7 protein-coding genes are annotated in these 10,160 nt (G+C 61.1%); 6 read left to right on the top strand and 1 reads right to left on the bottom strand.

Going from position 1 to position 10,160, the window contains the following annotated elements; translation table 11 throughout:
* Nucleotides 1–117: 117 nt before the first annotated feature.
* Nucleotides 118–1,341, bottom strand: a complete 1,224-nt coding sequence (locus VXJ24_RS01555) for a coiled-coil domain-containing protein (RefSeq protein WP_330971155.1) — start codon at nucleotides 1,339–1,341, stop codon at nucleotides 118–120.
* A 270-nt stretch (nucleotides 1,342–1,611) separates the two neighbouring features.
* On the opposite strand from VXJ24_RS01555, the gene VXJ24_RS01550 reads away from it, so the two are divergent.
* The 6 genes from VXJ24_RS01550 (at nucleotide 1,612) to recJ (ending at nucleotide 10,159) form a co-directional block, all read left to right on the top strand.
* Nucleotides 1,612–1,887 (top strand): HPr family phosphocarrier protein, encoded by a 276-nt coding sequence (locus VXJ24_RS01550; RefSeq protein ID WP_330971154.1) that lies wholly within the window; start codon nucleotides 1,612–1,614, stop codon nucleotides 1,885–1,887.
* On the top strand, nucleotides 1,862–2,818 hold the full coding sequence (locus VXJ24_RS01545) for a Cof-type HAD-IIB family hydrolase (protein ID WP_330971153.1): 957 nt from the start codon (nucleotides 1,862–1,864) through the stop codon (nucleotides 2,816–2,818). The genes VXJ24_RS01550 and VXJ24_RS01545 overlap by 26 nt, the downstream gene beginning before the upstream one ends.
* A 1-nt stretch (nucleotide 2,819) precedes the next feature.
* Nucleotides 2,820–3,962 carry a tRNA guanosine(34) transglycosylase Tgt gene (gene tgt / locus VXJ24_RS01540; protein WP_330971152.1) on the top strand — a complete coding sequence of 381 codons (1,143 nt, stop codon included), beginning with the start codon at nucleotides 2,820–2,822 and terminating at the stop codon, nucleotides 3,960–3,962.
* Nucleotides 3,963–4,060: 98 nt separating this feature from the next.
* Nucleotides 4,061–5,548, top strand: a complete 1,488-nt coding sequence (gene secD, locus VXJ24_RS01535; protein ID WP_330971151.1) for a protein translocase subunit SecD — start codon at nucleotides 4,061–4,063, stop codon at nucleotides 5,546–5,548.
* Entirely contained in the window at nucleotides 5,541–6,488 is a 948-nt protein-coding gene (gene secF, locus VXJ24_RS01530) for a protein translocase subunit SecF (RefSeq protein ID WP_330971150.1), read from the top strand. The genes secD and secF overlap by 8 nt, the downstream gene beginning before the upstream one ends.
* A 5-nt stretch (nucleotides 6,489–6,493) precedes the next feature.
* On the top strand, nucleotides 6,494–10,159 hold the full coding sequence (recJ, locus tag VXJ24_RS01525; RefSeq protein WP_330971149.1) for a single-stranded-DNA-specific exonuclease RecJ: 3,666 nt from the start codon (nucleotides 6,494–6,496) through the stop codon (nucleotides 10,157–10,159).
* The last annotated feature ends 1 nt before the right edge of the window (nucleotide 10,160 follow it).

Here is a 10,160-nt window from a genome sequence, read left to right as displayed (position 1 = left end):
AATCAGACACGCCACAAAGGCGCAGGGCTTCCGGAGGACGATATAGAGAATGGTCCCATCCTCGGAGCGGAATCCGGGGATGGGACAATCATGCCTCTTGACAGAAGGATCTACATATCAGTGCGTCAGGAACCAGATGATGAGGAGGATGACGGCAGCGATTACGATGAGGAGGGAGATGAAGGTGATGCGCTGCTTTCTCGTGGAGCTCCTGAGCTGCTTTTCGGAGCGGGCAAGCGAGCTCACTTCCTGCTTCTGGATATCGACGAGGTGCTGCTTCTCTGCCACGGATTCGGCGAGCTTCTTCGTGACCTCGGGGTGGGCATGGATGTCCTCTGCCTCATCGAGGAGCTTCTGGGCGGCCTCGATATTTGCCTGAGCCGTGTCGCGGTCCTTCGAGGCATCGCGGATCCCCATCTCGCGCTGCACGACATCGTTGTCGAGCGTTGCCTCCTCGGTCTGGAAGCTCTGGTAGCGCTCGTCGTACTCGGCCTTCCGACGCTTGGCTTCAGTGCTTGCTTCCTCTGCTGCCTTCTGCGCGGAATCGAGTGCCTGCTGCTGGTTCCAGAGATGGCGCTGGGCGGCATCGACATTCTTCTGTGCCTCGTCGGTAACCAGAGGGATGTCTGCCTTCGTGCTCTCGAGGTGTGCCTTCTCGGCAGAGATCTCCTGCTCCATGCGGGCGATGGCGCCAGCATCGGTATCAGGCCTGCCTTTGAGCTCCTCGAAGTCGGCGTTGAGCTTGCGAAGACGTGCTTGGGCATTGTCGTAGGCCTTGTTCGCGGCAGAGATCCTCTGCTCGCGGCGTGCCTGTGCATCGTTTGCCTCGGTCTGCGCAGCCTTGGCGGCTTTCTTCGCCTCGGAGAGGAGCTTTGCCGTATCGTCAGCGCGGCCACGGGTGGATTCCATGACGTTATGGAAAGGCTTGAGCGCTTCTGCATGCTCCGAGCGCATGGCTTCGAGCTCGCCAGCCAGCTTGTCATGCTCTTCCTTCAGGACCTCGATGCGGCGCTCTGCTGCAGCCTTCGCCTTCTCGGCATCCGTCCTGGCCTTCGTCTGCTCGGAGACGATCTGGGCGTAGCTTCTCGTCACATCGATCCTGTGGTCGAGCACCTTCTTGTCCTCGGCGAGTGCGGACTCTGCCTTCTTGAGCTCGGAGCGGGCATTCGAGTGCTCCTTCGAGGCAGCGTGCACCTGCCTCACGGCAGCAAAGCCGCCTGTGAAGCCAGAGGAGCCCTTCGGCTTCTTCTGTGTCTTCTGGTCCTTCTGCTGCTTCTTGTCCTTGCGCCTCTCATGGCGGGGCTTCTTTGTATCGCTGCGCTCTTCTGCGTTGTCCTGCATGGTTTCCAAGCTCCTTGGTGCTTCAGCATGTACATGTACCATTTTGGCGCATTTCCGCCCGCCGCTGCCCAGAAATAGGAAAGCGGGTGTCATTTCATGCCATCGCGGACAGCTGCAGAGCTTCGAGATGGAGGGAATATGCTGGAACATTCTGGATTCTGCGTAGTGAAAAGAAAGTGTGTCACAAGTGCACAAGTTTTGTTACAGTAATGGCAAATGCGCATTGCGGGGCAGCCCGCGCGCTCCATTGTCGTGTCAAAGGAGAAAAAGATGGTTTCCAAGCAGACGACCATTGTCAACGCTACTGGTCTTCACGCACGTCCCGCTTCCCAGTTTGTTGCTGCCGCAAAGAAGTTCCCCTGCAATGTGACGATCAAGGACCTCACGAAGGGCTCCGCTCCTGTCAACGCAAAGTCCATCATGATGATTCTTGCTGCTGGCCTCGCTGCTGGCACCAAGGTCGAGGTTGCCTGCGACGGCGACCAGGAGCAGGAAGCTCTCGACACCCTCGTCGCTCTGATTGACGACGGCTTTGGCGAGAAGTAGTCAGCCCTCTGCACTCAAGCAAGGATTGACCGGAACAGCCCGGTGCCCTCAGGGCATCGGGCTGTGCCTTTTTGACCTCGATGGAACGATTCTTGCGCATCATCAGGGAATCTCTCCTCGGGTTGTAGCGGCAATCAAGATGCTCCAGGACCACGGTGTCGCGACGGCTGTCTGCAGCGGGCGCCCGCGCGGCCTCATCGAAGGGCCGGCCACCGATGCTGAGTGCATGGATTATTACGTGACAGCAAATGGAGCCTGCATCGCCGACGGGAATCTTGCACCGCTTGTGCGCAGGCCCATCGAGCGTGATGACGCGCTCAGGATCTACCAGGCGTTCAGGCCGCTCCATGCCGCCTGGCATGTCCATCTCGGTATGGATACCTACGCCGAGGTAGGTGCCATCTCCTATATGGCAGGACAGACGGAGCGCAAGAGCGGGTCAGCCCTCGATATTCTGAAGGGCTTCGTCTCGCATCCGATATTCCGTCTCAAAGGATGGCACAACTGCCTGTCGGTCCTTCCGAAGCTCAAGAGTGCAGAGGATGGGATAGAGAAGCTCGACTGCTCCTTCCCGGTACCCGAGAACATGAAGGTGGCAGAGCGCATCCTCGAGCGTGAAGGCATCTGGGAAGTGGCCGAGATGGAGAAGACCCAGATCGAGATCACGAAGAAGGGTGTCACAAAGGGCACGGGCGCCGATGCGCTTGCTGCCTATCTGGGCATCCCGAAAGAGGCTGTCGTCGCTTTCGGCGACGGCGGAAACGATATCCCGCTCATCGGGCATGTCGGCCATTTCGTCGCGATGGGCAACGCATCGGACGATGTGAAGGCGCTTGCAGACGAAGTCTGTCCAAGCATCGATGAGGACGGCGTCGCCGTCTGGATAGAGGCTGCGCTCGAAGAGGCGCACGCAGCTGCAAAGGAGGCATAACGTGGCCAGCAATCCGAATTTCACGTTCACGGTCCAGGCAGAAGATCCTCTGACCCATGCACGTGCCGGCCTCATCCATACCGAGCACGGCGACATCCCGACGCCCATCTTCATGCCGGTCGGCACGAAGGCAACCGTGAAGGGCATCCTTCCCTCCACGCTCGAGGAGCTTGGTGCCAAGATCATCCTCGCGAACACCTACCATCTCGCAAACAGGCCGGGAGCAGACCTTGTGGACGAGATGGGCGGTCTTCACGAGTTCATGCAGTGGCACCGTCCAATCCTTACCGATTCGGGCGGCTTCCAGGTCTTCTCCCACGGCGAGTTCACGAAGCTCTCCGATGAGGGCGTGACGTTCCGTGCGGTCGACTACGACGGCTCCTATATCCACTGGACGCCTGAGGACAACATGCACATCGCAGAGCAGCTCGGTGCTGATATCGTGATGCAGCTCGACCAGTGCCCGCCCTATCCGGCAGAGCGTCCCTTCGTCGAGCGTGCGGTCGAGCTCTCGAGCGCCTGGGCAGAGCGCTGCTTTGCGGCTCATACCCGCGAGGACCAGGCCCTCTTCGGTATCGTCCAGGGCGGCATGCACATGGACCTGCGCCTTCGGTCCTTGCACCATCTTGAGGAATGCGCCGATTTTCCCGGCTACGGCATCGGCGGCTACTCGGTGGGCGAGGACTTCGAGACGATGTGCGAGACGCTCGATCCCTTGGTCTGCGAGTACATGCCGAAGGACAAGCCCCGCTACCTCATGGGCGTCGGCAATCCGACGACGCTTGTGCATGAGGTGGGCTGTGGTGTCGATATGTTCGACTGCGTGCTTCCGACCCGCACGGCTCGCATGGGCACCGCCTTCAGCCATGAGGGAAGGATGAACCTCAAGAACGCGAAGTATACGCACGACCACGGACCGCTCGATGACAAGTGCACGTGTCCTGTCTGCACAGGCGGCTTCACGCGTGCCTACATCCATCACCTTGTGAAGCAGCAGGAGATGGTCGGCGCCATCCTCCTCTCCATGCACAACATCTACTTCCTCCTGGAGCTCATGCGCCAGGCACGCGCTGCAATCTTTGCGGGCACCTACAAGCAGTTCGAAGACGAGTGGATGGCATCGGAAGCAGTGCGCGACTTCTGATTGCCCAACGTTTCCGCATTTTGTCAATCTTGGCCATGTCCCTATAATGGTTCTGTTGCAGATACGAGGGACCATAGGTTCTAGAAAGTTGCAGGGACATGGCTAAGAACAAGAAGGGGCAAGCACCCCAAGAATCGGGTGTCGCGCGCTGGAATGCCTCAGAAGGCGCATCGGCTACGGCACCGAAGCGCCCGAAATCACGCTCGAAGCGACGCCTGAGCGCAAATGCCCGCCGCTGGTTATCGACGCTCGTCGTTCTCGCAGCGGTCTGCGTTGCCTGCGTGATTGCCTTCACGCCGCTTGGCACCTCCATCAATCAGGGTCTCGATATCAAGGGCGGCGTCTCCGTCATCCTGACGGCCTCGAAGTCTGATGGCTCTCAGCCGAGCTCTGATGATATGGCTACCGCTACATCGATTGTCCAGAACCGCGTGAACTCGCTCGGCGCTTCCGAGGCGACCGTGCAGCAGCAGGGCGCAAATTCCATTCTCGTCCAGATTCCGGGTGCGACGGATGCAGAGACCGCCGTCCAGACCATCGGCCAGACCGGACATATCGAGTTCGTCCGCCTCGACGATATCGGCGACGCCGATGCGCTCCTGAAGATCAGGAATGGCCAGGAGGATGTCGAGCTTGCTGATGGCTCCTACACCGCCTTCATGGATGGCTCCTATATCACGAAGACCTCTGTCGCCCAGTCCTCGACGGGCGAATATGTCGTGAATGTCTCGTTCAACAGCGAAGGTGCCCGGATCTTCGGCGATGTCACGACCGAGCTTGCCCCGACGAAGGGCCAGATCGCTATCGTGCTCGACGGCGTCGTGAAGTCTGCGCCAGCAGTGCAATCCGCCATCACGGATGGCAATGTCTCCATATCGGGCTCCTTCACGCTCGATGAGGCAAAGAGCCTGAAGACGGTCCTGGACTCCGGCTCGCTTCCTGTGACGCTCACATACTCTGAGTCCCGTGTTGTCGGACCGACGCTTGGCCAGGACTCCCTCCAGCAGGGCATCCTCGCCATTGCGACCGGTGTCGCGATCGTCGTCGTGTATCTCTTCTTCTTCTACCGTGGCATGGGCATCCTGACTCTGGGTTCGCTTGCCTGCTTCGCTGTCCTTTATCTCGGCCTTCTTGCCATCCTCTCGAAGAATGGCCTCTTCAGCCTGACGCTTCCGGGACTTGCCGGCATGGTCTTGACGACAGGATCTGCTGCCGACTCGTCGATTCTCGTGCTCGAGCGCTTCCGCGAGGAGATCAGGATGGGGAAGAGCGTCAAGAACGCCTCGATCTCCGGCACGAAGCACGGCATCAAGACCTCGCTTGACGCTGATATCGTGACGCTCGTCTCCGCTATCGCCCTCTTCGCCTTCGCCTCCGGCACGGTCAAGGGCTTCGGCCTCACGCTTGCGCTCGGCGTTGCCTGCGACATCGTGACGATGTTCTGCTTCAAGGCACCGGCACTTCGCCTTCTGGCCCAGCACCAGATTGAGAGGCACCCAAAGTTCTGGGGCATCGAGGAAGATCTGGAAGAGGCAGAACGCGCCCGCAGCGAGCGGGGCGTGAAGGGAGGTGTGGCCCATGCGTAGCCACTTCAAGGGCGAGATCCAGTTCATGAAGCACCGCCGTGCCTTCTTCGTCATCTCCGGTGTCCTCATCGCTCTTTCCGTTGTCGGCATCCTTGCCCGCGGCCTTGTCTTCGGCATCGAGTTCATCGGCGGCACCGAGATCGACTTCCGCGATACGGGAGAGATCACGATCGAGCAGATGCGCGATGCGCTTGCCGATGCAGGCGAGGGCGAAGCGACGGTCCAGACCTCTGTCACGGATGGCGCGACGGGCTTCCTCGTGCGTTCTGGCACGACGGATCCCCAGACGGCCACCGACCATGCCAACCAGGTCGCAGACAGGCTCGGCCTCGAGGATTCCTCCTATCAGGTCACGACGATCGGCCCTGACTGGGGAGCAGATGTCACCCGCTCTTCGCTTCTTGCCTTCTTCGTCGCAATTGCCGCCATCATCGTCTATGTCTCGATCCGCTATGAGTTCAAGATGTCGATCTCTGCTGTCATCGCCCTCGTACATGACCTGCTCATCACCATCGGTGTCTATGCCTGGACGCAGATGCCGATCACGCCGAATGTCGTAGCAGCGCTCCTGACGATCATGGGCTATTCGCTCTACGACACGGTCGTCGAGTTCAACCGCATCGACGAGAACGCAAAGCAGCTTTCTGACGGCAAGCACCATACCTACGACGAGATCGCGAACTACTCGATCAATGAGGTCATCGTCCGCACCATCAACACGACGATCACGTCGGTCGTGCCGGTCATCTGCATGCTTGCTATTGGCGGTTCGACCCTGCGCGACTTTGCCTTCGCCATGTTCGTTGGCGAGCTCCTCGGCACCTATTCGAGCTTCGCGGTCGCTTCCCAGATCCTCTGTGTCTGGAAGGGCAAGGAGCCCAAGTGGGCAAAGATTGCCGCCAAGTACCGTGATACGGCAACGCCCGCACGGGAGGCCTGATCTTTATGGCAGGCCTCAAGGGAAGCAGACGCTGGGATGTCCTTCCTCAAGATGACGAGGCCGCTTCCAAGCTGGCGAATGCACTCGACGTGGCGCCCCTTGTGGCACGCGTGATGTGCGCCCGCGGCATACGCGACGTGGAGGAAGCGAAGCGCTTCCTCACACCCTCGCTCGATCGTGACTGGCAGGACCCTCTGCTGATTCCAGGCATGAAGGAAGCAGCAGACAGGGTCGAGGCAGCGCTCGAGCGTGGCGAGCAGATAGCGGTCTTCGGCGATTTCGATGTCGACGGCATGAGTGCGACCTGCCTTCTGACGCTCGGCCTCAGGGCGCTCGGAGGCAAGGTCGCTCCGTTCATACCGAACCGCTTCGGCGAGGGCTATGGCCTTTCGCGCGAGGCGCTCGCGCGTGTGCAGGAGAAGGCATCGCCCGACCTCATCGTCACGGTAGACAACGGCATAGCAGCGAAGAACGAAGTCGCATGGCTCAAGGAAGAGGGCATCGACGTCGTCGTGACCGACCACCACGAGCCGGGAGACCTCGTGCCTGAAGGCGTGCCGGTGACCGATCCGAAAATGACGGAAGACTGCCCGAGCAGAGACCTTGCCGGTGCCGGTGTGGCTTTGAAGCTTGTGCAGGTCCTGGGCGAGAGGCTTGGGAACCCCGACCTCTGGCGGCACTACACGGAGGTCGCGACCCTCGGCACGATTTCCGACATGATGGACCTGTGCGGCGAGAACAGGGCACTTGTGACCGATGGCCTCGAGCGGATGAGGAAGACGGACCGTCCGGGCATCATCGCTCTGGCCGCAAGCTCGGGCACCGACCTCTCGACGGTCACGGCAGACAGCCTGCCGTTCTCGCTCATACCTCGCCTCAATGCCGCAGGACGCATGGGCTCGACCGATGTGGCCTTCCAGCTCCTGCTTACGGATGACAAGCAGGAGGCGACCCGTCTTGCGGGCCAGCTCGAGGCCATCAACTCGGAGCGCCGCGAGATCGAGGCAGCGCTTACCGACGAAGCGATGGCAATGGTGGATGCACTCTACGAGGGCGGTCGCGTCATCGTCGTCGGCGGCGAAGGCTGGCATGAGGGCGTCAAGGGCATCGTCGCCTCGCGCATGGTGAACAAATACCATGTGCCAGCCCTCCTCTTCACGATCTCTGACGGCGTTGCCAGAGGCTCTGGCCGCTCCGTGGGTTCTGTCGATCTCTTCCATGCGGTCGAGCAGTGCTCGGACCTCCTGATCCGCTTTGGCGGCCATGCAGGAGCAGTCGGCGTCACGCTCGATGCCGCCAATCTCGATGCCTTCCGCGACCGCATGGAAGCCATCATGGATGCCCTGCCTGCAGAGCAGTTCGAGGACAGGGGCGAGGTCGCAGCGATCGTCTCCCTCGCAGAGATTGACCGTCCGACAATCTCCTCGCTTGAGATCCTCCAGCCTTTCGGTATGGGCAACAAGAAGCCGCTCTTCGGCGTCTGCGGCGTCACGATGAGGGGCAGGGCGCGTGTAGGCACGAACGGCGACCATCTGCGCTTCGTTGCAAGCGATGGCACGCACGCCGTGCCTGCCATCATGTTCCGGACGCCCCACATCGAGAAGGCATCAGGCTATGACGGGGCCGTGGACCTCGTCTTCGAGGCTGTGAACGAAACCTGGCAGGGGCGCACGAAGCCGAAGCTCATGGTCAAGGACATCATCTACAGGACCCCTGACGAGGACAGCAAGAAGGCGGAGCCGACGCTTGCCGACGAGCTCTTCGAGCACGCCTCGGAGGTGCTTTCGGTCCCTGAACATGCAGGCATAGCAGAGGCGCTCAAGTTCAGGACCCGTGTCGTGAGGATGCCGGAAGGAACCGACCCCACGCGTCTTTCGGAAGGCGAGGAGCTCTCCGTCTGCTCTGACGGCACGGCAGAGATGTGCTCTCTTGCCCTCGTGACGAAGGAAGGCACGGTCTTGGGGCATCTGCGCCATCATATCGCAGCAGCGCTTGTGCCCGCCATCGATGCCGGCGCGATCTATCGTGCCGAGGTGCTGAAGGTCGTCTGCACCACAAGGAGCCAGGATGCCGCCATCGATATCCAGGTCATGCGGCAGCCGAAGGAGGTGCAGGCAGCAGCTTCGACGGCCAAGGGCGTGCAGGCACTGCGCCAGGAGCTCTCGGGGCTTGCGCCTGAGGCGCTTGCAGAGCGTCTCTCGCATCTTTTCATCGGCGACCACGACCTTCTGCCGGCACAGCGGGAGGCGCTCGCGCTCCTTGGCGCGGGCAAATCCTGCTTCTGCGTGATGGCTACGGGTCGTGGCAAGAGCCTCATCTTCCACGTCCACGCCGCGCGCATGGCGCTCGCGGAGCACAAGGCATCGATATTCGTCTATCCGCTCCGCGCCCTTGTCGCAGACCAGAGATGCCACCTCGAGGAAGCCTTCGGCGCTCTCGGCATGACCGTGCGCGTCCTGACCGGTGCCACAGGCCAGGGAGAGCGGGAGGACATCTTTGCTGCGCTTGCTGCAGGGGAGGTCGACGTCGTGCTCACGACGCCCGAGTTCCTCGCAGCCCATGCACGCCGCTTCGCAAAGGGCGGACGCATCGGCTTTGTCGTCGTCGACGAAGCCCACCATGCGGGGCAGGCAGGGCCTGCAAAGAGAGACGCCTATAGCGACTTCCCGAAGATCCTGGAGGCTCTGGGGCATCCGGTCTGCCTCGCAGTCAGCGCGACGGCACCCGATCCGGTGGCAAAAGAGCTCTGCCGGCTTCTCCAGATTCCGAAATCGAATGTCCTCATCGACAGAACGAGCAGGACGAACCTTGTGCTCGACGATCTTCGCGAGCTGCGCGACCGCGAGGCGGCGCTTGTGCATATCGTGGCAGCAGGGGAGAAGTGCGTCTGCTACGTGAACTCCCGCGAGCAGTCGGTGGCGCTCGTGAGGATGCTCAGGCACGCCGTGCCGGATGAAGCGGGACGCATCGCTTTCTATAACGCAGGGCTCACGCGCCGCGACCGTGCGCGCGTCGAGCGTGCCTTCCGCGAGGGAGACCTTTCCTGCATCGTTGCGACCTCTGCCTTCGGCGAGGGTGTCGATATCCCTGATATCAGGCATGCGGTCCTCTTCCATATGCCATTCTCGGAGATTGAGTTCAACCAGATGTGCGGCCGTGCCGGAAGGGATGGGAAGCCTGCCCAGGTGCACCTGCTCTTCAGCAGCAGGGATGCCAGAATCGATGAGCGCATCATCGCCTCTGCTGCCCCTGCACGCTCTGACCTCGTCGTGCTCTATCGCACGCTCATGCAGCTTGGCAGAGCTGCAAAGGCAGAAGGTGGAGATGGCAGCTTCGACGCGGCGAATGCCGATATCGCCGAGGCGTGCCTCTCCATGGACGACAGAGCGCACATCGACGAGGGATCGGTCTCTGCCGGCATCCAGATATTCCAGGAGCTCGGCTTCCTGTCGACGAGCGGCTGGGGATCCCAGCGTCGTATACTCATGGCAGACGCTCCTTCCCGCATGGACCTCGAGCAGTCCATCCGCTATCTCGAGGGCATGCGTGCACGCGAGGATTTCGCCCGGTTCCGGGACTGGATCCTCACGGCAACGGCACAGGAGCTCACCTGCGCACTCTGCAGGCCCATCATCCCGCATATGGGACGTATCGTCGACGGAGAGGAGTGAA

Source organism: Olsenella kribbiana (genome assembly GCF_036408795.1).
Classification (GTDB): Bacteria; Actinomycetota; Coriobacteriia; order Coriobacteriales; family Atopobiaceae; genus Olsenella_L; species Olsenella_L kribbiana.
Note: the sequence above shows the minus strand (reverse complement) of the source record. Positions and strands in the feature narration are given on the sequence as shown.